The following is a 24,284-nucleotide window of genomic DNA, read 5'->3' on the forward strand; positions in this document are numbered from 1 at the left end:
CAGAGATAAACGGCCTTTTTGTTAAAACGGTTGAGAGTCGTGCTGGGCATGTGGCTAGACAGAGCTCCAGACACTCTTGTTGTTGTTGTTGTTGTTGTTGTTGTTGTTGTTGTTGTTGTTGTTGTTTGGCTCAGCGAATGAAGCCGCTTTGTATCCTTAATCTGACCATCTATGGGCTTGGTTTCGGGTTCCACGACGCGCTGGGCAATGTGTTGTAGCTAGTGCCAGGGAGGATGTGGTTGCCGTAGTCGGGGTGGTAGAGCCTGGTCCCATTGCTCCCTGCAGGGAACTACTCCGATCAGGGTCGCGTGCCTGTTCGGCTATTTAGTTTGTAACGGTGCTATCTATATTTGCAGATAGCGACCATAGTGTCGTCAGGGACATTTTTCCCCTGAATATTTAGGACATACATTGAAAACAGAAATTGGTATTGTGAAGTGGTTCAACAACGAAAAAGGCTTCGGCTTCATCATGCCGGAGGGTGGTGGTAAAGACCTCTTCGCACACCACAGTGAAATTCAGGGTTCCGGGTTTAAATCTCTTGAAGAGAACCAACGAGTTTCCTTCGTTGCAGGCGTCGGCCAAAAAGGCCCTTGCGCTACCCAGATCCAGATTATTTGATCCCGTGCTTGCCTGACTAGGCAAGCGTCGCGTTGATCGTTCAAGGCCGGACCCTTTGAAACATTGGGTTCGGCCTTTTCGCGTCTGCTCGCCTATGGCGCCGTATAGCGATCCGCAAGATGTATGGAAGTCCCGGATCAATTCGCGCTTGAGCACAAAGCGCGTTCTCGCGTTGTACAGCCCAAGTTTGCACTTCCCGTTTGGTCGAAAATATTCGACTTTCCCGCTAAGGGGGCTGGTTTTGCTGTAGGGGGAGCTTTATCTGGGCTCGATACCCAGAGGCGTGTTTGGTGATGCTGTCATGTCCTGTTTTCGTGGGGCAATTCGTGGAGCCTTTATGGGGCTTACGATGTTGAATGCTTGAAAACAGGCTAGCAAAAGCCATTAGATAGAGAAAGCTAACCCGTTGATTTTGCTTAAAATTGATATTTTTGAATCAACGGTTTTCATGCTCTGGTGCGAACGGAGAGACTCGAACTCTCACACCTCTCGGCGCCAGAACCTAAATCTGGTGCGTCTACCAATTCCGCCACGTTCGCAGCACGAAAGAAGTAGATTCTAGCGTGGATTTCTACCCCAGGCAAGTAATCCAGATGCCTGAACAGCAAATAGATTAGGTGCCATCTGCTGCATCTTCAAGCCTGATTCTGTACCGCCTTGTTTTAACGGCGTTTTGAGCTTTTTGTGATCAAGCCGCGTGCTTGCCAGTCGGCTTGCTGTTCGGCGCTGATGCCCAGCTTATCCAGTATTTCCTGTGTATCTTGACCGAGGTGTGGGGCAGGGCGGTGAATGCCGCCGGGGGTCTTGCTTAGCTTGGGAACAATGCCGGGGACCTTGAGGGGTGTGCCGTCGGGCAGCGTGCTGTCCAGTAGCATCTCGCGGGCCTGGTAGTGAGGGTCAGCAGCAATATCAGCGATGTCGTAGACACGGCCTGCCGGAACACCAGCCTGGTCCAGAATGTCCAGTACCTTGTCCAGTTCCAGCGCACTGGCCCAGTGGCCGATAGCTGCATCAATGACACCGGCATTTTTGGCGCGACCGTCGTTGTGGGCGTAGTCGGGATTTTCTGCCATATCGGCTCGGCCAATCGCGGTCATCAATCGCTTGAAGATACTGTCGCCGTTTCCGGCGATCAGGGCATATTTGCCATCCTTGCAGACATAGGCGTTGCTGGGGGTGATGCCGGGCAAGCTGCTGCCTGCGGGTTCGCGTATGGCACCAAAAGCGGAATATTCCGGTAGCAGGCTTTCCATCATATTGAAGACGGATTCATACAAGGCCACGTCAATATATTGACCTTCGCCTTTGTTCTGTTCGCGTTGACGCAAGGCCATCATGATGCCGATTACGCCGTGCAGGGCCGCCAGAGAGTCTCCAATGGAGACACCAACGCGCACGGGCGGGCGTCCTGCTTCACCACTCAGGTGACGCAAACCGCCCATGGCTTCACCAATCACACCAAAACCGGGCTTGTCTTTGTAGGGGCCGGTTTGACCGTAGCCCGAGACGCGCAGCATGATCAGGCCAGGGTTGATGGCTTTCAGGTCTTCCCAGCCCAAACCCCATTCTTCCAGCGCGCCGGGCCGGAAGTTTTCGATCAAGATGTCACATTCTTTGACCAGCGCACGCACCACCTCCTGGCATTCGGCTTGTCGCAGATCCAGAGCGAGTGACTTTTTGTTACGTGATTGCACCTCCCACCAGACCGAGTTACCGTCATGCAACAAACGCCATTTACGCAAAGGGTCGCCGCCTTTCGGTGATTCGATCTTGATGACGTCCGCGCCAAATTCGCCCAGGATCTTGGCCGCAAAGGGCCCTGCGATCAGTTGGCCCAGCTCCAGGACCCGGATGCCGCCTAAAGGGGTGTTCATGTGCATATCAGTCTTGCGTAGGGAAGGTAAAGTAAGGGATCATAGTCCGGCACGGCTGTATTGTCTTGACAGGGAATTATGATTCAAAATACGTTTGTTTGGATTTACCGTGCCAGTTTCCGGTAAAATGCCGGATTACTCTTATCAATTACTCAATTTAATATAGGTCTTCAATGCAGCCCGAGGTTGAAATTCTGTCCGGCTTGGAGCGCCGAGTCGATGTGGTCGTTTCGGTGGCCGACGTAGAAAAACAAGTCCAGGCCCAGCTCAAGCGTGTGGCTCGTACGGCCAAGGTACAGGGCTTCCGTCCCGGTAAAGCGCCTTTGTCCGTCGTCGAACGCAGCCACGGCCCTGGAATTCGTTATGACGCCATCAACGAAGAAATCGGCAAATCCCTGGATAAAGTCATCCAGGACTCCAATTTGCGTGTAGCCGGTACCCCTAATCTGGAAGCCAAAGAAGGCGAGTCCGCTGAAGGCACCATGGCCTTTACCGCTACCTTCGAAGTCTACCCAGAAGTGGCCGTGCCTGATCTGTCCAAACTGGAAATCAAGCGTGCTACGACACCCGTTACCGACGAAGATATCCAGCGCACCGTAGACGTGCTGCGCAAGCAACGCGCCAACTACGAATCCAGCGCTGACCGTGAAGCCCAGGAAGATGACCGCATCACTCTGGACTTTGTGGGCACTATCGATGGCGTCGCTTTTGAAGGCGGTAGCGCTGAAGGCTTCCAGTACCTGCAAGGTCGTGGCCGCATGCTGCCCGAGTTCGAAACGGCCGTTGCTGGCATGAAAGCTGGCGAAACCAAAACATTCCCCCTGGAATTCCCTGCTGACTACAACGGCAAGGAAGTGGCTGGCAAGACAGCCGAATTCAAGATCACCGTGACAGACGTGGCCCAGCCCGTTCTGCCCGAAATGGATGCTGAATTCGCCAAGTCCCTGGGTCAGGCTGAAGGTGATGTAGCCGCTTTGCTGGCTGACATCCGTGCCAACATCGAGCGCGAAATCAAGGCTCGTGTGCACGCTCGCAACAAATCCGCCGTGATGGACGCTTTGCTGTCCGCCAGCGAATTTGAAGTGCCCAAGGCTTTGGTCGACAACGACGTGCAAGGTCGCATCGCTTCGGCTCGCGCTGAACTGAAAGACCGTGGCGTGCCTGATGCAGACAAGATGCCTATCCCTGCCGAAGCATTCCAGGAAGAATCCACCCGCCGCGTGCGTCTGGGTCTGCTGGTCTCCGAGCTGGTCAAGGCTGCTGAACTGCAAGCCAAGCCCGAGCAGGTTCGTGCCCGCATCGAAGAATTTGCCCAGAACTACGAACAGCCCGCCCAAGTGGTGGCCTACTACTTGTCCGATCGCCAGCGTCGCGCCGAGATTGAGGCAGTTGTACTCGAAGACAACGTTGTCGAGCACGTACTGTCCCAGGCCAAGGTGTCCGACGAGGAGGTGGCGTTCGACCAAATCATGGGAACCAACTAATGTCGTCAACCTTTGTCGACTTCTACGCCTCAATGCATGGGGGGCAATCCGTTGCCCCTACGGGTTTGGGCTACGTGCCTATCGTGATCGAGCAGTCCGGTCGTGGAGAGCGGTCTTACGACATCTACTCCCGCCTGCTGCGCGAGCGCATTATCTTTCTGGTGGGCCCGGTTCATGACAACTCGGCCAACCTGATCGTGGCCCAACTGCTGTTCCTGGAGTCGGAAAATCCTGAAAAGGATATTTCGCTCTACATCAACTCGCCCGGTGGTTCGGTCTATGCAGGCCTGGCCATCTACGACACGATGCAGTTCGTCAAGCCGGAAGTCTCGACATTGTGTACCGGCATGGCTGCCAGCATGGGTGCTTTCTTGTTGTCTTCGGGCGTCAAGGGCAAGCGCCTTGCCTTGCCTAACTCGCGCATCATGATTCATCAGCCTTCGGGCGGTGCGCGTGGACAGGCTTCCGATATCCAGATTCAGGCCAAGGAAATCCTTAGCCTGCGTGAGCGCCTGAACAAGATCCTGGCCGAAAATTGCGGCCAGTCTATCGAGCGTATCGAGCTGGATACCGAGCGTGACAACTTCATGGCAGCGGAAGATGCTGTGGCCTATGGCCTGATCGACAAGGTGATGAACACTCGTGACGAGTAATCATCTGTCCCCACAGGGATCGATCTGAAGCAGTAATATGGCTGTTCGGGGGCGGGACTTGTTCCCGTCCTTTTACCATCCTGAAGTGAAATTTAAATTTATGTCCGAAAAGAAATCGGCCGACGAGAAAGTTCTGCATTGCTCGTTTTGCAATAAAAGCCAGCATGAGGTCAAAAAACTGATCGCTGGACCTTCGTCCGTGTTTATCTGCGACGAATGTATTGATCTGTGTACCGATATCATTCGTGACGAAGCGGCGGGCGCCACTCCTGATGGTGAACGTAAAGATTTGCCCACCCCCCAGGAAATCAAAGAGTTTCTGGACGGGTATGTTATTGGCCAGGAGACGCCCAAGCGCACCTTGGCCGTAGCGGTGTACAACCACTACAAACGAATTCGTAGCGGCAAAGCAGGCCGTGACGATGTGGAACTGTCCAAAAGTAATATTTTGCTGATCGGGCCTACGGGTTCGGGCAAAACGCTGCTGGCTCAAACCTTGGCCCGCATGCTGGATGTACCTTTTGTGATGGCCGATGCCACCACCCTGACCGAAGCCGGTTATGTGGGTGAAGACGTCGAGAACATCGTTCAAAAACTGCTGCAAAACTGCGATTACGATGTGGAAAAAGCGCAGCGCGCCATTATCTACATCGACGAAATCGACAAGATTTCCCGCAAGTCCGACAACCCTTCCATCACCCGTGACGTGTCGGGCGAGGGCGTGCAACAGGCACTGCTTAAGCTGATCGAAGGTACTGTTGCCTCTGTGCCCCCACAAGGTGGCCGCAAGCATCCTAACCAGGATTTTGTGCAGGTGGATACCACCAACGTTCTGTTCATCGTGGGTGGTGCTTTTGACGGCCTGGAAAAGGTAATCCGCGACCGTACTGAAAAATCCGGTATTGGTTTTTCCGCTTCGGTTAAAGCCAAGTCCGAACGTGGTGTGGGCGAGTTGTTCGCTGAAGCTGAACCCGAGGATCTGATCAAATTTGGTCTGATCCCCGAGCTGGTCGGCCGATTGCCTGTGGTCGCCACCCTGGAAGAGCTGCGCGAAGATGCACTGGTCCGCATTTTGACCGAGCCGCGCAATGCCTTGGTCAAGCAGTTTCAGAAGCTGCTGAGCATGGAAGGCGTAGAGCTGGAAGTTCAGCCCGAAGCCCTGCGTGCCGTGGCTCAGCGCGCCATCAAGCGTCGTACTGGCGCTCGTGGTCTGCGTAGTATTGTCGAGCAAGCCTTGCTGGATACCATGTACGAGCTGCCCTCGCGCAAGGACGTCAGTAAAGTTGTGTTGACCGAGGACGCTATCGTTGGAAAGAGTAAACCCGAATTGATTTTGGGTCGCCCTTTGTCCGATAGTGAAGCCAGTGACACTGAGTCGCCCTTGAAGAACGCAGTAGCTTAGAGATATCTCCTTGTTTGTGCTCTGTCTGGCCCTGGCTGGAAGAGCGCAGGCAAGACAGGGCGACAGGCGAAGGCAAAGAGAAAGGAGTGGGTATCCATGATCACCACTAAGCATAGAAGCTTGTCTCTCTTTAACTCAGCAAAGTTCTGTTTTAATGTTCGTTCGGCCTACTTGAAATATCAAAATTCGCCACAATCTGAGCTACAACAGGTTAAACCGTGAAAGGGAAGCCCAGGCTTCCCTTTTGCGTCTAAGGACATTTATAGGAAATGACTATGTCTGCGAGCCAGATTCTTTCTACGGAACCTATTGAGCTGCCGCTGCTTCCTTTGCGCGATGTAGTGGTGTTCCCTCACATGGTGATTCCGCTTTTTGTTGGTCGGCCTCGCTCGATTAAAGCTCTTGAGTTGGCTATGGAGTCCGGCAACAACATTATGCTGGTGGCGCAAAAGTCCGCAGGCAAGGACGATCCTGCCCCTGAGGATCTCTACGAAATTGCGTGTGCGGCCAGTATTTTGCAGATGCTCAAACTGCCGGACGGCACCGTTAAAGTGCTGGTCGAAGGTTTGCAGCGTGCGCGGATTACGCAAGTTCAGGACGCCGAAACCCACTTTATGGCTTCGGTCGTTGAAGTGCCTGGCGATGCCGGTGATGCCGCTGAAACAGAAGCCCTGCGCCGTGCGGTGCTGGGTCAGTTCGAGCAGTACGTCAAACTGAATAAAAAAATCCCTCAGGAAATTCTGACTTCCCTGACCGGGATTGATGATGCTGGCCGTCTGGCCGACACCATTGCAGCCCACTTGCCCCTGAAGCTGGAGCAAAAGCAGGGCATGCTGGAAACGCCCAAGGCTCTGGAGCGTCTGGAAAGCCTGCTGTCGCAACTGGAAGGCGAAATTGACATCTTGCAGGTCGAGAAGCGCATTCGCGGCCGTGTGAAAAAGCAGATGGAAAAGAGCCAGCGCGACTACTACCTGAACGAGCAGGTCAAGGCGATTCAGAAAGAGTTGGGCGAAGGGGAAGACGGTGCGGATGTTGAAGAACTGGAAAAACGCATCGAACAGGCCCAGTTGAGCAAGGAAGCGCTCAAGAAAGCCGAGTCGGAGATGAAGAAGCTCAAGCTGATGTCGCCGATGTCAGCCGAAGCAACCGTGGTGCGCAACTACATCGAAACGCTGGTTGGCCTGCCTTGGCGCAAAAAGAGCCGTATCAATAACTCCTTGAGCAATGCCGAGGAAGTATTGGATGCGGATCACTTTGGTCTGGAAAAAGTCAAAGAGCGCATTGTGGAATACTTGGCTGTTCAGCAACGTGTCGACAAACTGAAGGCTCCAATCCTGTGCCTGGTTGGTCCTCCCGGCGTGGGTAAAACCTCGTTGGGTCAGTCCATCGCCAAGGCAACGAACCGCAAGTTCATTCGCATGGCTTTGGGTGGCGTGCGTGACGAGGCCGAGATTCGCGGTCACCGTCGTACCTACATCGGCTCCATGCCCGGCAAGGTTGTTCAGAACATGAGCAAGGTGGGTGTACGTAACCCGCTGTTCCTGCTGGACGAGATCGACAAGATGGGCGCGGATTTCCGTGGCGATCCTTCTTCGGCTCTGCTGGAGGTTCTGGACCCCGAACAAAACCACACTTTCCAGGATCACTACCTGGAAGTGGACTACGACTTGTCCGACGTGATGTTCGTGGCAACCAGTAACACCTTGAACATTCCACCGGCCCTGCTGGACCGTATGGAAGTGATTCGTCTGTCTGGCTACACCGAAGACGAGAAGGTCCGTATTGCGTTTGATTACCTCTTGCCCAAGCTGATGAAGAACAACGGCGTGCGCGACGGTGAACTGGAAGTGACGGAAGATGCCGTACGCGACATCGTGCGTTACTACACACGTGAAGCGGGTGTGCGTTCCCTGGAGCGTGAAATCAGCAAGATCTGCCGCAAGGTGGTTCGCAAGCTGCTGGTGGCCAATCCACAAGCCGGTACGCGTGCGGCTCGCAACAAGACACTGACTCAGGAAACCCTGGTCGTGAACGCTGCGAATCTGAATGATTACCTGGGCGTGCGTCGTTTCTCCTTCGGCCTGGCTGAAAAAGAGAACAAGGTTGGCCTGGTTACCGGTCTGGCCTGGACTGAGGTGGGCGGTGAACTGCTGACCATCGAAGTAGCCGACATGCCCGGTAAAGGCAATGTGCTGCGCACGGGCTCGATCGGCGACGTGATGAAAGAGTCGGTCGAGGCTGCTCGCACGGTAGTACGTTCGCGTGCTCAGAAGTGGGGCATTGCCAATAGCGTGTTTGAAAAGCGCGACCTGCACGTGCACTTTCCTGAAGGCGCTACGCCCAAGGATGGTCCATCGGCCGGTATCGCCATCACCACGGCTATAGTGTCCAGCCTGACCGGTATTCCGGTTCGTGCGGATGTGGCCATGACGGGTGAAATCACCTTGCGCGGCGAAGTTCTGCCTATCGGTGGCTTGAAAGAGAAGCTGTTGGCAGCGCAACGCGGTGGTATCAAAACGGTGATGATTCCAGAGGAAAACGTCAAAGACCTGGCCGATATTCCAGATAACGTGAAGAACACGCTGGAGATCATTCCGGTGCGTTGGATTGATCGCGTATTGGAAGTGGCTCTGCAAGACGCTGTAACGCCTTTGAGCGACGAAGAAGTAGCTCGCCTTGCCGCTGAGGCCTTGGCAGCCACTCGTGCCGCTGGTACGGGTTCTGAGTCCTTCAAGCACTAAGCATCTAGCAGTAGCAGTCAAGATGTGAAGCAGGCTACCTTGGGTTCAAGGTAGCCTGTTTGCATTTGGGGTGGACTGATAATTTGTTGGCAGGCAGTCATATCGACTGCAATGAGAGAGCCAGTTTTTTGCCGGGCTGAAGGTGCTCGTAGTGGTGGGTGGCGAGCTTAAGCCTGTTCAGCTTTTGCCATATCGGGACAGGCACGGGCCATAAACTACAACCACGCTCTAGCTGAGACCGACACCATAGACTTGGTGGCAATCATAATCATCGTGGCTGTGGCTGTGGCTGTGGCTGTGGCTGTTGTTGGTGCGATGGTGCTGCTGCCGTGAGGCAGTGTCAGTCTGTAGGGGAGCGTGTCCTTCGAGCAATAAAAAACCCCATGCACCAAACGGTATATGGGGTTTTTCTCCTATCAGGTGTACCACGCCTGTAAAACAGGCCAGGTAGTCTAGAGATGCAAGGCTTAATGCAGTGGGCTGGTACGAATCAGGCCAACTGCAATGCCTTCTAGCGACAAGGAATCCGGGTCGGTGACGACGATGGGTTCAAAGTCAGGATTCTCTGGCAAGAGGACCACTTGATTGCTGGAGCGCGACAGGCGTTTGACGGTGACATCGTCGCCAATGCGTACCACCACAATTTGGCCGTTACGAGCTTCAGTGGCTTTCTTGACGGCCAGCAGATCGCCATCAAAAATACCGGCGTCTTTCATGCTCAGGCCGCGTACGCGTAGCAAGTAGTCGGGTGTTTGGGAGAACAGGGTAGGGGCTACACCAATTTCGCGCTCGATATGCTCGGTAGCCAGAATAGGGCTACCGGCGGCGACGCGACCAATAATAGGCAACAAGAGGGCGTCAGCCAGATTAGCCAGCGCATTGCTGGGAGCCGCGCTTTCACGCGTATCTGTTCCCAGCAAGCGTATGCCACGTGAGGCACCGGCAGTCAGCTCGATAGCGCCTTTGCGGGCGAGCGCTTTCAAATGGTCTTCGGCTGCATTGGCAGATTTAAAGCCCAGTACCTGAGCAATTTCTGCTCGCGTGGGCGGAAATCCCGTCCGCTCGATCTCGGAGCGGATGATGTCCAGCACTTGTTGCTGGCGTGCAGTGAGCTTGACGGTCATAGTATTGTCTGCTGAATATATATACAGTAAAGATTGTGCGTTACAGTTTGCCTTTTGGCAAGCAGCACAGGCCGTAAAGGCTTAATTTTTGGCTATCAGGGCCTGACTTGGGCTGCGTGTGGCCAATCCTGGCGGTCTTGTGTGTACAGCACATGGGGGACCAGTTTGTGGCCCTCAGGTACACCAGGATGGTCAAAGGTGCCGGGCTGGAGTGTCATGCCCAAACGTTGCATGACAGTTTGCGAAGGCAGATTGAGCTGGGCGGTATAGGCCACAATCTGTTCCAGGCCCAAGGTCTCAAATCCAAAGTCCAGGCAGGCTCGGGCCGCTTCAGTGGCATAGCCTTTGCCCCAGTACTCGGGTAGCAGGCGCCAGAGGACTTCGACGCAGGGTTGAAAGTACAGCTCTGTGGTTGGGCGGTTCAAGCCCACCATGCCAATGAAGGCAGCGTTTTCTTTCAGCTCTACGGCCCAAGGACCCCAACCATGTTCTTCGATCAGGCTTTGGCTGCGATGAGCGATGGCGTCGCTTTGAGCCCGGTCCAGGGTGGCCGGGTAAAAGCGCAACGCTTCAGGGTCGCCATTCAAGCGGGAAAAGGGCTCCAGATCGGTGGCTTTCCAGGGGCGCAAAATCAGGCGCTCGGTGCTTAGGGAAACAGGGTGGCTCATAAGGGACTTTAAAGGGCTGGAACGACAACGCCCTTCCGAAGAAGGGCGTTAGAGGCTTGAATCAACGGTTCGTTTACTTCAAGACTTGGGCGATGGCCTTGACGACAAAGTCGATATTTTGGCTGTTCAGTGCAGCGACGCAGATGCGGCCACTGCTGACAGCGTAAATACCATGCTCTGCACGCAGGCGCTCTACTTGCTCGGCAGTCAGGCCGGAGTAGGAGAACATGCCACGCTGCTGCAGCACGAAGTCAAAGTTCTGGGCCACGCCTTGCTCTTTCAGCTTGGCAACCAGTTGGGCGCGCATTTCGCGGATGCGGTCACGCATGCTGGCCAACTCGGTAGCCCAGGTCTGGAACAGCTCGGGCGAGTTCAGGACGGTTGCCACTACCTTGCCACCGTGTGTGGGTGGGTTGGAGTAGTTGGTGCGAATGACGCGCTTGACCTGGCTCAGAACGCGCGAGGTTTCGTCTTTGCTGGATGTCACCAGGGTCAGAGCACCGACGCGCTCGCCGTACAGCGAGAAGGACTTGGAGAATGAGGAGCTGATGAACATGGACAGCCCCAGCTTGGCAAACAACCGCACCACACTGGCATCTTCTTCCAGACCGGCACCAAAGCCTTGGTAGGCGATGTCCAGGAAAGGAACCAGTTGGCGTTCTTTGATCAGTTCAGCGATCTGGGTCCATTGCTCGGTGCTGGGATCAACGCCGGTGGGGTTGTGGCAGCAAGCATGCAGAACCACGATGGACTGGGCGGGCATGGCGCGCAGCGAAGCGATCATGCCGTCAAAATTTAGGCCGTGAGTAGCGGCATCGTAGTAAGTGTAGGTGTTGACCTTGAAGCCTGCGCGCTCGAACAGGGCGCGGTGGTTTTCCCAGCTAGGGTCGCTGATGTAGACCTCGGACTGGGGCAGCAGTTGCTGCAGGAAGTCGGCACCGATTTTCAGTGCGCCAGTACCACCCAGGGATTGCACGGTCAGGGCACGGCCTTCGGCAATAATGGGGGAGTCGGCACCCAAGAGCAGGGTTTGAGCACCCAGGTTGTAGGTATTGATCCCTTCAATAGGCAGGTAGCTGCGCGCAGCCGCTTTGCCCATCATGGCTTCTTCCGCTTTTTGAACGGCCTGCAAAATCGGGATACGCCCTTGATCGTCGTAGTAAACACCGACTCCCAGATTTACTTTGCCGCTGCGTTCATCGGCATTGTATTGTTCGTTCAAACCCAAGATGGGGTCGCGTGGAGCCAGTTCGACGGTTTCGAAGAGCGATGTCATGGTGATATGGGGGCGTTAGTGCAGAAAGGTAGAAAAACGAAGCATTAATGTGATAATACGGGCTTACCCTAAAGTGTGTCTAGCATGAAATTTGAGCCTGCCTTTCAAGAATTTCCGGGGAGTTCCTTCAAACTTTTCCAACCGTATTTGCCAGCGGGCGACCAGCCAGCGGCAATTGACCAGTTGGTTGAGGGGATTGATGACGGCTTGATGTACCAAACCCTGCTGGGGGTGACGGGCTCGGGCAAGACCTACACGATGGCGAACATTATTGCTCGCACCGGGCGTCCGGCGATTGTCCTGGCGCCCAATAAAACCCTGGCGGCGCAGTTGTATGCGGAGATGCGCGAGTTCTTCCCGCGCAATGCCGTGGAGTACTTCGTTTCCTACTACGACTACTACCAGCCAGAGGCCTATGTGCCTTCGCGCGATCTGTTTATTGAAAAGGATTCCTCCATCAATGAACACATCGAGCAGATGCGTCTGTCGGCCACTAAAAGCCTGCTGGAGCGCCCGGACACCATTATTGTGGGCACCGTGTCCTGCATCTACGGTATCGGTAATCCGGGTGACTACCATGCGATGGTACTGACGCTGCGCAAGGGTGATCGTATCGCTCGGCAGGAGTTGCTGGCGCGTCTAGTGGCCATGCAGTACGAACGTAATGACCTGGATTTTCAGCGCGGGATATTCCGTGCTCGTGGTGAAGTGGTCGATATCTTCCCGGCGGAAAACGCGGAGCTGGCCTTGCGGGTCAGCCTGTTTGATGACGAGATTGAAGAGCTGGAGTTGTTCGATCCGCTGACGGGCAAGGTTGTGCAGAAGCTGAACCGCTTTACCGTGTTCCCCAGCTCGCACTATGTGACGCCACGCGAAACCGTGTTGCGGGCGATTGAAACGATCAAGCTGGAACTGCGTGAGCGCCTGGAGTTTCTGACTCGTGAAGGGCATTTGGTCGAGGCACAACGCCTGGAGCAGCGCACCCGTTTTGATCTGGAAATGCTGCAAGAGCTGGGTTTTTGCAAAGGCATTGAGAACTACTCCCGACATCTGTCTGGTGCGGCACCGGGCGATCCACCACCCACATTGATTGATTACTTGCCACGTAACTCGCTGATGTTTATTGACGAAAGCCACGTCACCATCGGGCAGTTAGGGGCCATGTATCGGGGTGACCGCTCACGAAAAGAAACCTTGGTGCAGTTTGGTTTCCGCTTGCCGTCGGCGATGGATAACCGGCCTTTGAAGCTGGAGGAGTTCGAGCGTCGTATGCCTCAAACCGTTTTCGTGTCGGCCACCCCCGCCGCATACGAACAAGAGCATGCGGACAATGTGGTCGAGCAGGTGGTGCGACCTACCGGTCTGGTTGACCCGGAAATCGAGGTTCGTCCCGCTACGACACAGGTGGACGATTTGCTGGGTGAAATCAAGCTGCGTACGGCTCAGCAAGACCGTGTGCTGGTCACCACCTTGACCAAGCGCATGTCTGAAGACCTGACGGATTATTTGTCAGAGAACGGCATTCGCGTGCGCTACCTGCACTCGGATATTGATACCGTAGAGCGAGCCGAAATTATTCGCGATCTACGCTTGGGCGTATTTGATGTGCTGGTTGGTATTAACTTGCTGCGCGAAGGGTTGGACTTGCCAGAAGTTTCACTGGTGGCGATTCTGGATGCTGATAAGGAAGGCTTTTTGCGCTCCGAGCGCAGTCTGATTCAAACCATAGGCCGGGCGGCCCGTAACCTGAACGGCAAAGCAATTCTGTATGCGGACAGGATGACGGATTCCATGCATCGCGCGATTGAGGAGACCGAGCGTCGTCGAGCCAAGCAGATGGCCTTCAACGAGGAGCATGGCATTACACCGCGTGGCGTGAACAAGGCGGTTCGTGAGTTGATTGATGGTGTTGTCGCCTCGGACCCAACTGCCAGCTTGCGCGAAGATGTGCCGGAGGAGTTGATCCGGGACGAGAAGGCGGCGGCACGCGAGATCAAGCGTCTGGAAAAAGAGATGATGGACCACGCTCGCAACCTGGAATTCGAGCAAGCCGCTGCCGCGCGCGACAAGCTGCAAAGGCTCAAGGCCAAACTGCTGATGGCTTGATGACTCTTAGTTCTTGATTGTTGCTTATATGCAACTATGTCTGGACGAAAGTATGGAAAAAACACGGTTCCGCTACCGGCTTTCATCACTCGGGTGTATTGCTTGATTTATCTCATCACGAGAATGCGGTCTATCCGCTAAGCAAAGGGTGCTGCGCCTTTGGTTTATTCCAGACTTCAAATAGCTGCGTACTGTTCTTATTTGCAGCCCCCAAACGATACGGATTTGCTGTTTTCAAGGCCGTTTTCGGGGCCTGTTTTGACCCCTGTTCTGTCTTGCCTTATTTGGGGTTTTCCCGCAGACTTTGTCGCATTATGAGTAAGGTTCTGTTTGTCTGTACAGGGAATATTTGCCGCTCCCCCAGCGCCGAAGGTGTCTTGCGCCAACTGGTCGACCAAGCCAGTTTGTCCGAGGCTATTTTGGTGGATTCAGCCGCCACACATGGCTTTCATGTGGGCGAGCATCCTGACACACGCGCACAGATAGCCGCTCGTAAACGCGGTTATGACATCTCTACCTATCAGGCCCGACAGGTCCAGCGCGAAGACTTTCGCAACTTCGACCTTATCTTGAGCATGGACTGGGAAAACCACGCTGCCTTGCAGCAAATGTGTCCTCCCATGTACCGCCACAAGCTCATGCTGCTGATGCGCTTTGCCACTGATTATGAAGCGGCTACCGTGCCCGATCCGTATTACGGTGGGCAGGATGGCTTTAACAAGGTGATGGACTATATCGAGGATGCCTGCCAGGGCGTGTTCGAGCTGGTTCGCAAGCGCGTGCCTAATTACCGCGCTGCCTGAGTGGCTAAATAACACTTCAGTATAAGTGTAAATTCACGCATTCAAGCACGGTAGTTTCCCCTGTATTTGCTATACTGGACCAAATTGGTCGGATTTGCTTTTGGCAATCCGGCCGCTTTCGCCTTTGGCAAGGAAACTATCATGCGTTTGACGACAAAAGGGCGTTTCGCCGTAACCGCGATGATCGATCTTGCGCTGCGCCAGCAAAGTGGACCGGTGACGCTCGCAGGCATCAGCCAGCGACAGGGTATCTCGCTCTCCTATCTTGAACAGTTATTTGGCAAGTTGCGTCGCCATGAACTGGTCGATAGCGTGCGTGGCCCAGGGGGGGGCTATACGCTTGCGCGTCTGGCCCGCCACATCACCGTTGCTGACATTGTGTTTGCGGTCGATGAGCCCGTTGATGCCACCCAGTGCGGTGGCAAGGGTAATTGCAAGCAGGGCACAAATGGGCAGAAGGGCGAGTGCATGACTCACGAGCTTTGGGCAACGCTTAGTCGTAAAATGGTCGATTATCTGGATTCTGTCTCCTTGCAGGACCTGGTTGACCAGCAGCGTCTGCGACAGCTCAAGTTGGCCGCTCAAGAAGCCGGTCAACCAGAAGAATGTACTTTGTAGTTGGCTCGCGCCACGACTGACCCGGAGTTTTGTATGAAGCGCGCTCAGCGTATCTATATGGATTATGCCGCCACCACGCCGGTTGACCCGCGTGTGGCCGACAGCATGATTCCCTGGTTGACGGAACGATTTGGTAATCCGGCCTCCAGCAGTCACCCCTATGGGTGGGATGCTGAAGAAGCGGTGGATCAGGCGCGTCGTCAGGTTGCCTCGCTGATTGGTGCAGAACCGCGCGAAATCGTCTGGACCTCGGGGGCAACGGAAGCTATTAATCTGGCTTTGAAAGGCGCTGCGCAGTTTTATCAGCCCAAGGGCCGCCATATTATTACCGTCCGTACGGAACACAAGGCGGTGCTGGATACCTGTCTGGCCTTGCAGGACGAAGGGTTTGAAGTCACCTTTCTGGATGTTCTGTCCAGTGGTCTGGTCGACCCCAAGGCCTTTGAGCAAGCTATTCGTCCCGACACCATCCTGGCCTCGGTCATGTTGGTCAATAACGAAATTGGCGTAGTTCAGGACGTGCAGGCCTTGGGTGCCATTTGCCGTGAGCACAAGGTGCTGTTCCATGTGGACGCTGCACAGGCGACTGGCAAGGTCGCGATCAACTTGCAGGAATGGCCGGTGGATTTGATGTCCATGTCGGCGCACAAGACGTATGGTCCCAAGGGGATCGGTGCCTTGTATATCCGTCGTAAACCGGCCGTCCGCCTGAAAGCGCAGATCCACGGTGGTGGTCACGAGCGTGGTTTTCGTTCCGGTACGCTGGCAACGCATCAGATCGTGGGCATGGGTTGTGCCTTCGAGTTGGCAGCTCAGGAAATGGACCAAGACAATCAGCGCATCACCGCGCTGCGTGATCGTCTCTGGGCGGGTTTGCAGTCCATTCCTGATCTGTTCCTGAATGGCACGCTGGATCAGCGCGTTCCTCATAACCTGAATATCAGCGTGGACCACATTGAAGGTGAAGCCTTGATGATGGCGCTGACGGATCTGGCGGTGTCCAGTGGTTCGGCCTGTACCTCGGCCAGCCTGGAGCCTTCCTATGTACTGACTGCACTGGGTCGTAGCGATCAGTTGGCTCACAGCTCCCTGCGTTTGAGTCTGGGCCGTTTCACGACGGAACAAGATATTGATGACACGGTTGCCGCCATCCGTCGTGTGGTTGAACAATTGCGGGCTATTTCTCCTTTGTGGAGCGAGTCCGCTTCGGAGCCGTTCGCGCAATGATATATAGTGACGCTGTCATGGAGCATTTCCTGCACCCGCGTCATGTGGGTGTCATGAACAGCAGTGATGCTGACGTAGGCACAGGCGAAGCCGGTAGCCATGAAACCGGTGCTTTGATTCGCATCCAGCTTAAAGTATCCGCACAAGGCCAGATTCAGGAAAGCTGTTTCAAGGCCTATGGTTGTGGCTGTACAATCGCCGCCGCCTCCTTTGCGACACAGTGGTTGCAAGATCGCAATCTGGAGCAAGCGGCCCAGTTCTCGTCTGTGGATGTGCAACAAGCGCTGGAATTGCCGCCGGTCAAAGTGCATTGTGCCTTGTTGGCCCAGGAAGCGGTCCAGGCCGCGCTTGCCTCGGCACAGAACAAAGGCGCATTTTAGTTGTCCAAACCTGAAGGCTGTGAGTCTTCTTCAGGTTTATAGAAAGGAAAGGATTATGTCTATTTCTCTTACTCAGCCCGCCGCAGAACATATCCAGCGTCATTTGAAAAAACGCGGGGGTGGTTTGGGGCTACGTTTGGGCGTACGCCTGACGGGGTGCTCGGGTCTGGCTTACAAGCTGGATTTTGTTGATGAGCCAGTGGAGGGCGATCAACTGTTTGAAGAGCACGGCGTTAAACTGTTTGTGGATCCAAAAAGCCTGCCCTTTATTGATGGCACGCGTCTGGATTATGGCCGCGATGGCCTCAATGAAGGTTTCAAGTTCATCAATCCAAACGAGAAAGCCTCCTGCGGGTGTGGCGAATCGTTTACCGTGTAGGAACTCATGTCATTACGTTTCGGTTTGGCGGCCAATCAATTGCACCATGATTCGGCAGATGCGGCTTTGTTTCAGTGGTTGCGGCGCTCGGCCAGCGGTATTCGCGAATTGGAAATTGAGCTCTATACGGTAGGTCGTACCTGTAACGCGATCGAGCGTTCCGGCCTGTTAGAAGGCTACGGTGGCTTGGTTCGCTATCCGTATGGCCGTGACGGCGGTTTGATGAAGCTGGTTGCGCGGGTTACGCAAAACCCGGACGGTACACCGCCATTTGACGGCGCTATTTACCTGATTGACCCGGTGGACCCTTCCTCCATTTTTCCTGAAGCACTGGCGCTCAAGCGTCAATGCATCACTCATGGACGTCCTTTCATTTCGACCCTGATGGGTGCGATCGAATGGATTGAGGTGGAGCGTGTCAGCCGCGGTTTGTGGCCTGACTCTAGCTGCAAACGTATTTTTGACTTCCCTAATCAAACCTTGGCCATGATTGCGCACGATGCACTCAAGGACAAGATGATTGAATTTGCCGACAAGCATTTTGACTTGTTGTCGCGTTTTGGTCAGCGCGTAGGGACGGGCACGACCAGCCGTTTGCTAAATGAGCTGGCCTGGTCCAAAGGCTGGCCTAAAGATACCCCCTGGATTCAGTCTTATCTAAGCGGTCCTTTGGGTGGTGATGCGCAAATTGCCGAGCTGGTGCTGGAAAACCGTTGTCAGCGTGTGATCTTCTTTGAGGACCCGCATGTGGCGCGTCAGCACGAGGCGGACATCCAATTGTTGGAACGTGCCGTGCGTGTGGTGGCAGACAAGGCTTCGTGCTTCTCCTCGCCTGAAGTGGCCCATAAATGGGCGCAGGCGGTGATGCGCTTGCCGGTGGATTGATTCACAGGATTGATCCAGCAGGAATACAGGCACTGGCGGGATCGAATCATGAAGACAGCGGTAGCAAGATCAAGCCAGTAGAGTCGAATCATCCGTACCGCTACTGCGAAGTGACATTGGCTCTCTGTAATGGCAATAAAAAAGGACGCTCAAGAGCGTCCTTTTTTTGTCCCTACCACGTGTGATTAGTCCTCGCGACGCAGGTGCGGGAACAGGATCACGTCACGGATAGCAGGGCTATCGGTCAGCAACATGACCAGACGGTCAATACCGATACCGCAGCCGCCTGTAGGAGGCATACCGTATTCCAGAGCACGGATGTAGTCCGCATCGTAGAACATGGCTTCTTCATCACCAGCATCCTTGGCCTGAACCTGTGCCTGGAAGCGAGCGGCCTGGTCTTCGGGGTCGTTCAACTCCGAGAAACCGTTGGCAATTTCGCGACCGGTAATGAATAGTTCAAAGCGCTCGGTAATGCCTTCTTGCGTGTCCGAAGCGCGTGCCAGAGGCGACACTTCTACGGGGTAGTCCACGATGAAGGTGGGGTGCCAGAGTTTGGATTCGGCAGTTTCTTCAAACAAGGCCAGTTGCAAGGCGCCACGGCCTGCATCACGCAATGGGGGCGAATTGACGTCTACCTTCAGGCGGGCCAGTTCGGTGCGCAGGAACTGGATATCGTCCAGTTGCTCCTGGGTGTAGGACGGGGCGTACTTCATGATGGCGCCGGTAATGGTCAGGCGATCAAAAGGCAAGCTCAGATCCAGCTCACGCTCCTGGTACTGAAGGGTAGCGGTGCCACGGGCACTGATTGCTGCTTCGCGAATCAGGTTTTCGGTGAAGTCCATCAGCCACTGGTAATCCGTGTAGGCCGCGTAGAACTCCATCATGGTGAATTCGGGGTTGTGACGAGGGCTGACGCCTTCGTTACGGAAGTTGCGGTTGATCTCGAACACGCGCTCGAAACCACCAACGACCAAGCGCTTCAGGTATAGCTCAGGCGCAATACGCAGGTACATTTCCATGTCCAGCGCATTGTGGTGAGTGACGAAGGGTTTGGCCGATGCGCCACCCGGAATCGGGTGCAGCATGGGGGTTTCCACTTCCAGGAAGTCGGCCTGGGCCATGTGCTGACGCAGGCTGCTCATGACCTTGCTGCGTGCCAGGAAAGTCTGGCGGGTGTCTTCACCCATGATCAGGTCGACATAGCGCTGGCGGTACTTCAATTCCTGGTCAGCCAGACCGTGGAACTTGTCAGGCAAGGGACGCAGGGACTTGGCCAGCAGACGCACGCTGGTGGCGTGTACGGACAGCTCGCCCTTATTGGTTTTGAAGACAGTGCCTTCCACGGCCAGGATATCGCCGATATCCCAGCCCTTGAATTCCGCATAGTTCTCTTCGCCCAGCGCGGCTTTGTCCAGGTAGATCTGGATGCGGCCCGAGGTGTCTTGCAGCGTGGCAAAACTGGCTTTGCCCATGACACGCTTGAGCATCATGCGGCCAGCCACTTTCACGACCTTGTTGGTCGCGGCCAGGGCTTCTTTGTCCTGCTCGCCGTATTGGCTGTGCAGCTCGGCGGCGTGGGCATCAGGACGGAAATCGTTAGGGTAGGCGATGCCGTTTTCGCGCAGGCGATCCAGTTTGGAACGACGCTCGGCGATCAGGCGGTTTTCGTCTACGACGGGTGCGGAAGTGTCTAGCGGTTCAGTCATTGTGTCAGTACTTATTCGTAGTGGCGGATGTCATCCAGGACGTGCTGGCCAAAAGCGGGGCTGTCGAGGTGGCGCAAAATTCGCTGGGCGGTGTCGTCCGGGCTGCTTAGCTGACCTTGCTGATGCAAGTCGATAAAGCGGTTCAGATTCGGGAACTGGTCGCGGGACTGGCTACGGATATGGCCTTGCATATCGGTATCCACCACGCCAGGGGCCAGAGAGCAAACGGCCAGCTCGGGGTTTTCCAGCTTCAGGGTTTGCGTATAGAAGTCCAGCGCTGCTTTGCTGGTGCCATACACAGACCAGCCCGAGACGGGCTTGCGGCCTGCACCTGAGGAGATATTGAGCACCTGGCGCCGGGCGTCCTGGGGGGCGCCTTGTAAAAAGGCGGCGGTCAGGCTCATGACACTGGCGACATTCAATTGCAGTGCCTGTGTAATGGCCTGGGCATCGAGCAGGTGGCTGGCCTGCCCAACGGGATCAACCGTGCCTGCATTATTAATGAGGACGTAGCGTTGAGCCTGTGTCTGGCTGATCAAGGCTTGCAGAGCCCTGGCAGCCTCTTGTGCGCCTTCCGCGCTGGCTAGATCCACTTGCAGATGATGATGAGCCCCTTGGGGCGCATCCAGTTGCAGTTCGCTGCGGGCCAGAGTGATCAACTGATGGCCAGCGGCCAGTGCCTGACGGGCCAGGGACAAGCCCAGGCCGCGCGAGGCACCGCTTAGAACAGTCAGCGTGGAAGTGTGCATATTAAATACCTTGTTTCAGGCTGGCCTGAATAAAGGGGTCCAGATCGCCATCCAGAATTTTCTGGGTATTGGAGCTTTCGTAGTTGGTACGCAAGTCCTTGATGCGGCTTTGGTCCAGCACGTAGGAACGGATCTGGTGACCCCAACCCACATCGCTCTTGGAATCTTCCAGCTTCTGCTGTTCGGCCATGCGGTTACGCATTTCCAGCTCGTACAGACGCGATTTCAGCATTTGCATGGCTTCGGCACGGTTGCGGTGCTGCGAACGGTCGTTCTGACACTGCACCACAATGCCGCTGGGTTCGTGCGTAATACGAACGGCCGAGTCGGTTTTGTTAATGTGCTGACCACCGGCACCACTGGCGCGGTAGGTGTCGATACGCAAGTCGGCCGGATTGATTTCCACTTCAAAGGAATCATCGATTTCCGGGTAGACGAACACGCTGGTGAACGAGGTGTGACGGCCGTTGGACGAGTCGAAAGGGCTTTTGCGAACCAGACGATGCACGCCGGTTTCAGTGCGCAAAAAGCCGTAGGCGTAATCGCCTTCAATCTTGATGGTGGCCGATTTGATACCGGCAACGTCGCCGTCGGACTGTTCCAGGATTTCAGCCTTGAAGCCTTTGTGTTCGGCATAGCGCACATACATGCGCAGCAGCATGGAGGCCCAGTCCTGGGCTTCGGTACCACCCGCACCAGCCTGAATATCCATAAAGCAATTCAGGGGATCTGCCGGGTTGGAGAACATGCGGCGGAATTCCAGCTCTTCGATGCGGCTGGCCATGGCGGCACAATCTTCTTCGATGGCGGCGATGGTGTCATCGTCTTCGTCCATCGCGGCAAGCTCGAACAGGTCCTGTGAATCTTTCAGGCCCGTGTGCAAGGCGTCCAGCACATGCACCACGTTTTCCAGACTTTTCTTCTCGCGACCCAGATCCTGAGCGTGCTGGGGGTTGTCCCAGACGTTAGGGTCTTCCAGCTCGGCATTGACTACGTGTAAACGATGCGCTTTGTCATCGTAGTCAAAGATACCTCCGTAAGGCATTTTCCCGCTCCGAATAATCGGCAAGGCGGGCTTCCAGTTGATTAAGTCGTTCCGATTCCATGATTCAGCGGCTTTCCTATGTTTGGGGTGCCATCTGCGTCAACCAGTAAGGCAGCGCGCGGCAAACTTCCGATTTTACCCTTATCGGAGGTCTATGGCACGCATTGGCCGCTCAGGAACCGGACATTGTGCAGGCTTGTGTGCGATAGGCGGGCGCAGAACGGTAGGCAGGCCGGTTTGAGGTGGCCGCAAGGGCGGCGACGGGTTCCTCGGAAAGATCGCTATCCAGGCTGAAATGGGCGACCACCTGAGCGAGCAGGGTGGTTTGTTCTAGCTGCTCCTGGGCGGTATGGGCGCTGTGTTCGACCAATTGACGGTTGGATTGACCTTGCTGGTCCAGTCGCGTCATGACCTGGTTCACGTATTCGATATGGCTTGCCTGGTCTTGGGAGGCCTGGGCAATGTCCGCCACAATGCCGCGCATTTCATTGACCTTGTGTTGTGTACTGGCCATGACTTGCGCCATGCTGCGGGCGGCAGCCGAGCTTTGTTCGGTTTGCTCGACCGAACTGGAAATAAGCGTGGCGATCTGGTGCAGGGCATCGGTAGAGCGCAGGGCCAGATTGCGTACCTCGGCAGCGACCACGGCAAACCCATGGCCATGCACCCCGGCGCGGGCGGCTTCCACGGCGGCATTCAGGGCCAGGATATTGGTCTGGAAGGAAATGCTGCGGATCAACTTGGTGATCTCGCTCATTTTGTGTGAGCTGTCGGCAATGGCATTGATGGTGTCCAGCAGGCTGTGCACGGCCTGATTGCCTTGGGCTACTTGGCTGGACGTGTCCTGCGCCAGATGATCAGCCGTTTGAGCCTGCTCCGCATTCTGACGCACGGTGTCGGCCAGTTGATTCATGGCCTTGACGGTCTGATTCAGTTCGGTGGACTGGTCCAGAATCTGTTCGCTCAGGTTCTGGCTGCCCAGCACAATCGCGTGGGAGCCATGCCGAATCAAGCCGGTTTGTTCCCGGATTTGATGCACCACCGTTTGCACGCCCTGGCCTATGCCGTTCAGGGCGGTTAACAAGGTGCCGAACTCGTCGTGACGGCGTACCGTCAGTTGCGCATTGAGCTTGCCTTGAGCCAGTTCCTTGGCCAGCTTGGCACCTTGGTCCAGTGGCTGCTTGATAGAGCGATACAGCAAACGCAGGGCCACGGTACTGGTCATGAAGAACAAGGCCAGGGCAGCCAGAGCCAGCCCAAAAGCACGATCGCTGCTGCGGCCAGCCTGCGCTAAAGAGCTGTCCAGACGCTGGCTGAACTGATGCTCGAACTGATCCAGGGTCGTGGAAATCTGGGTGGAGGCTTGAATGTATTGCTGGCTGAATACCAGCACTTTCGCCATCAAGGCATTGGGCAAGGCAATGCGAATAGCGCCGTTGCTATCTTCAAACTGGCCACTGGCGGTTTGAATGGCTTCGGTCTGGACCAGGCTCAGTGCCAGGGTTTGCTCGTAGGCCGAGCGCAACAAGTCCTGCTCAGCCGGTTCCAGTTCCAAATCCTTGAAGCGGTCCAGCATGGCTTGCGCAATGCCGTCTTGATCAGCCTGGGTGCCGGTGAAAACCGCCAGGAGATGGCGGAAATTATCCTGGAATTCGACTTGTTCGCTGGACACGAAGGCGATGGCCTGACGGCTGAGCAATTCGCTTATGCGCTTGAAGTCCTTGCTAAGCGCCGTGGTTTGATGGCGCTGCGCTTCCAGGTGTTTGCGTTGTTCGATGCTGCTGCTTAAGTGCTGCAAGGCAATCAGCATCAGGACTAAAAACAGGCTCAGGATCGCAAAATAGGCGATGAAGCCAGTTTTGAGCGTAAGTAGTTTTTTCAAGGCGACTCCCACAAAGTGCGGAGTGCGCCCGAGCGCTGATGGCTCTTGTCGCACCCCTGTCAGGCGCGCCTATCTTTGCATCTAATTGTGACAGGGGTGTGGCGATAGGTCTTAACGGCGCTGTGGGCTGCGACGAGGAGCAGGGTTTGGTGCGCCAACACGTTTGGGCAGGTGGCGGAAAATGATGCGGCCTTTGCTCAGATCGTAGGGCGACATTTCCAGGGTGACGCTGTCGCCAGCCAGAATGCGGATATGGTGCTTGCGCATTTTGCCGCCGGTGTAGGCGATAACGGCGTGACCGTTGTCCAGCGTGACACGAAAGCGTGAGTCAGGCAGGATTTCGGTAACGGAACCTTGCATTTCAAGCAGCTCTTCTTTGGCCATAGATCGGGACTCCTTTAAAAATAATAATTCCCGTCTGGCCCAGCAGGGCGGGACGGGGACAGGCTTGGCAACAGGGCAGATCGACAAACCGGACAAGCGGCGTCAGGAATCCAGCCTTGCATTAGGCCCATAAAAATCGAGATGAAACTGGGTCTGTCAGGCGCGGGTGCATCCAGACAGGGTCGGGTTGATCAAGTTGAAAACACGCCCGCCGTTCGTAAGGGGATCTAGCCGGGGCAGATAGGGACTGCCTACCTGAAAAACGGGCAAAAAC

At 55.4% G+C, this 24,284-nt stretch carries 21 protein-coding genes and 1 tRNA gene; 12 read left to right on the forward strand and 10 right to left on the reverse strand.

Annotation, left to right across the window (positions count from 1 at the left end; translation table 11 throughout):
* Nucleotides 1-411: 411 nt before the first annotated feature.
* Nucleotides 412-621 carry a cold-shock protein gene (locus OSH09_RS01795; RefSeq protein ID WP_207874012.1) on the forward strand — a complete coding sequence of 70 codons (210 nt, stop codon included), beginning with the start codon at nt 412-414 and terminating at the stop codon, nt 619-621.
* A gap of 454 nt (nt 622-1,075) precedes the next feature.
* Here the strand turns inward: OSH09_RS01795 and OSH09_RS01800 are convergent.
* Together OSH09_RS01800 and OSH09_RS01805 are read right to left on the reverse strand one after the other, a co-directional pair.
* Nucleotides 1,076-1,160: transfer RNA gene (locus OSH09_RS01800), tRNA-Leu, on the reverse strand.
* A 123-nt stretch (nt 1,161-1,283) separates the two neighbouring features.
* A complete protein-coding gene (locus OSH09_RS01805) occupies nt 1,284-2,495 on the reverse strand; it encodes a CaiB/BaiF CoA transferase family protein (RefSeq protein ID WP_266119959.1) in 1,212 nt (403 codons plus the stop codon).
* 173 nt (nt 2,496-2,668) lie between these two features.
* Here OSH09_RS01805 and tig point away from each other — a divergent pair, with 173 nt between their 5' ends.
* The 4 genes from tig (at nt 2,669) to lon (ending at nt 8,775) form a co-directional block, all read left to right on the forward strand.
* A complete protein-coding gene (gene tig, locus OSH09_RS01810) occupies nt 2,669-3,979 on the forward strand; it encodes a trigger factor (RefSeq protein WP_207874014.1) in 1,311 nt (436 codons plus the stop codon).
* On the forward strand, nt 3,979-4,632 hold the full coding sequence (gene clpP / locus OSH09_RS01815) for an ATP-dependent Clp endopeptidase proteolytic subunit ClpP (protein ID WP_279382246.1): 654 nt from the start codon (nt 3,979-3,981) through the stop codon (nt 4,630-4,632). The genes tig and clpP overlap by 1 nt, the downstream gene beginning before the upstream one ends.
* A gap of 100 nt (nt 4,633-4,732) precedes the next feature.
* The gene (clpX, locus tag OSH09_RS01820; RefSeq protein WP_207874015.1) at nt 4,733-6,034 is read left to right on the forward strand and encodes an ATP-dependent Clp protease ATP-binding subunit ClpX; all 1,302 of its coding nucleotides are present in this window, start codon (nt 4,733-4,735) and stop codon (nt 6,032-6,034) included.
* Nucleotides 6,035-6,309: 275 nt separating this feature from the next.
* Nucleotides 6,310-8,775 (forward strand): endopeptidase La, encoded by a 2,466-nt coding sequence (gene lon, locus OSH09_RS01825; protein ID WP_153229861.1) that lies wholly within the window; start codon nt 6,310-6,312, stop codon nt 8,773-8,775.
* 467 nt (nt 8,776-9,242) lie between these two features.
* Here lon and lexA read toward each other — a convergent pair whose 3' ends face one another.
* The 3 genes from lexA to OSH09_RS01840 form a co-directional block, all read right to left on the reverse strand.
* Entirely contained in the window at nt 9,243-9,899 is a 657-nt protein-coding gene (gene lexA / locus OSH09_RS01830; protein ID WP_266119960.1) for a transcriptional repressor LexA, read from the reverse strand.
* A 95-nt stretch (nt 9,900-9,994) separates the two neighbouring features.
* Nucleotides 9,995-10,567, reverse strand: coding sequence for a GNAT family N-acetyltransferase (locus tag OSH09_RS01835; RefSeq protein WP_266119961.1), 573 nt, complete (start codon nt 10,565-10,567; stop codon nt 9,995-9,997).
* 73 nt (nt 10,568-10,640) lie between these two features.
* The gene (locus tag OSH09_RS01840; protein ID WP_207874019.1) at nt 10,641-11,843 is read right to left on the reverse strand and encodes an amino acid aminotransferase; all 1,203 of its coding nucleotides are present in this window, start codon (nt 11,841-11,843) and stop codon (nt 10,641-10,643) included.
* Nucleotides 11,844-11,927: 84 nt separating this feature from the next.
* On the opposite strand from OSH09_RS01840, the gene uvrB reads away from it, so the two are divergent.
* The 7 genes from uvrB to OSH09_RS01875 all read left to right on the forward strand — a co-directional run bounded on the left by uvrB (nt 11,928) and on the right by OSH09_RS01875 (nt 18,241).
* A complete protein-coding gene (uvrB, locus tag OSH09_RS01845; protein WP_207874021.1) occupies nt 11,928-13,949 on the forward strand; it encodes an excinuclease ABC subunit UvrB in 2,022 nt (673 codons plus the stop codon).
* 311 nt (nt 13,950-14,260) lie between these two features.
* Entirely contained in the window at nt 14,261-14,752 is a 492-nt protein-coding gene (locus tag OSH09_RS01850; RefSeq protein WP_162988252.1) for a low molecular weight protein-tyrosine-phosphatase, read from the forward strand.
* A 141-nt stretch (nt 14,753-14,893) separates the two neighbouring features.
* Nucleotides 14,894-15,370, forward strand: a complete 477-nt coding sequence (gene iscR, locus OSH09_RS01855) for a Fe-S cluster assembly transcriptional regulator IscR (protein WP_021446710.1) — start codon at nt 14,894-14,896, stop codon at nt 15,368-15,370.
* 33 nt (nt 15,371-15,403) lie between these two features.
* Nucleotides 15,404-16,597 (forward strand): IscS subfamily cysteine desulfurase, encoded by a 1,194-nt coding sequence (locus OSH09_RS01860; RefSeq protein WP_266119962.1) that lies wholly within the window; start codon nt 15,404-15,406, stop codon nt 16,595-16,597.
* On the forward strand, nt 16,594-16,977 hold the full coding sequence (locus OSH09_RS01865) for an iron-sulfur cluster assembly scaffold protein (protein ID WP_222668323.1): 384 nt from the start codon (nt 16,594-16,596) through the stop codon (nt 16,975-16,977). Before OSH09_RS01860 ends, OSH09_RS01865 begins: the two co-directional genes overlap by 4 nt.
* A 55-nt stretch (nt 16,978-17,032) precedes the next feature.
* The gene (locus OSH09_RS01870; protein WP_003801383.1) at nt 17,033-17,356 is read left to right on the forward strand and encodes a HesB/IscA family protein; all 324 of its coding nucleotides are present in this window, start codon (nt 17,033-17,035) and stop codon (nt 17,354-17,356) included.
* Between the two features lie 6 nt (nt 17,357-17,362).
* Nucleotides 17,363-18,241 carry a methylglyoxal synthase gene (locus OSH09_RS01875; protein WP_221079994.1) on the forward strand — a complete coding sequence of 293 codons (879 nt, stop codon included), beginning with the start codon at nt 17,363-17,365 and terminating at the stop codon, nt 18,239-18,241.
* A gap of 185 nt (nt 18,242-18,426) precedes the next feature.
* On the opposite strand, the gene lysS is transcribed toward OSH09_RS01875, so the two are convergent.
* The 5 genes from lysS to infA form a co-directional block, all read right to left on the reverse strand.
* Complete coding sequence (gene lysS, locus OSH09_RS01880) at nt 18,427-19,950, reverse strand: lysine--tRNA ligase (RefSeq protein ID WP_222668322.1); 1,524 nt, start codon at nt 19,948-19,950, stop codon at nt 18,427-18,429.
* Nucleotides 19,951-19,961: 11 nt separating this feature from the next.
* A complete protein-coding gene (locus OSH09_RS01885; protein WP_207874031.1) occupies nt 19,962-20,699 on the reverse strand; it encodes an SDR family NAD(P)-dependent oxidoreductase in 738 nt (245 codons plus the stop codon).
* Nucleotide 20,700: 1 nt separating this feature from the next.
* A protein-coding gene (gene prfB / locus OSH09_RS01890; protein ID WP_207874033.1) for a peptide chain release factor 2 occupies nt 20,701-21,805 on the reverse strand; the annotation gives its coding sequence in 2 pieces (ribosomal slippage) (nt 20,701-21,723 and nt 21,725-21,805; 1,104 coding nt in all).
* 111 nt (nt 21,806-21,916) lie between these two features.
* On the reverse strand, nt 21,917-23,626 hold the full coding sequence (locus OSH09_RS01895; RefSeq protein ID WP_266119963.1) for a methyl-accepting chemotaxis protein: 1,710 nt from the start codon (nt 23,624-23,626) through the stop codon (nt 21,917-21,919).
* Nucleotides 23,627-23,737: 111 nt separating this feature from the next.
* On the reverse strand, nt 23,738-24,010 hold the full coding sequence (infA, locus tag OSH09_RS01900) for a translation initiation factor IF-1 (RefSeq protein WP_207874037.1): 273 nt from the start codon (nt 24,008-24,010) through the stop codon (nt 23,738-23,740).
* Nucleotides 24,011-24,284: the final 274 nt, after the last annotated feature.

Source organism: Alcaligenes parafaecalis (genome assembly GCF_026344135.1).
Taxonomy (GTDB): Bacteria; Pseudomonadota; Gammaproteobacteria; order Burkholderiales; family Burkholderiaceae_B; genus Alcaligenes; species Alcaligenes parafaecalis.